The sequence below is a fragment of the Domibacillus sp. 8LH genome (assembly GCF_038806185.1).
Taxonomy (GTDB): Bacteria; Bacillota; Bacilli; order Bacillales; family Domibacillaceae; genus Domibacillus; species Domibacillus indicus_A.
Map to the genome: position 1 here is coordinate 1 of NZ_JAVJNG010000192.1, position 262 is coordinate 262.

At 35.1% G+C, this 262-nt stretch carries 1 protein-coding gene; it reads right to left on the minus strand.

All coding sequences use genetic code 11. From position 1 onward, the window contains the following. A partial coding sequence (locus RG959_RS24385) for a hypothetical protein (protein WP_342799325.1) occupies positions 1 to 262 on the minus strand: 262 nt, incomplete at both ends.

Sequence of the window (262 nt, forward strand, 5' to 3'; positions counted from 1 at the left end):
GCTTGCATTACTCTTGCCGCTGGTAACTTTAACAGAATCAGCCGCCACGTTAAAATCACTATTCAGCGCGGTTAATAACTTATTCCATGAATCAGAATAAGTCTTTACAATATATTTAGCCGCATCATTGATACTTAAATCAACCATACCGCTAAACATAATTTTCTGACCATAGTTAATTTTTAACATCATATTAAGTTCATCGGGGGAATCCCCTTCCAAGAAGGGGAAATTTTCGATTGCTTTAATAGATGTAAAAATG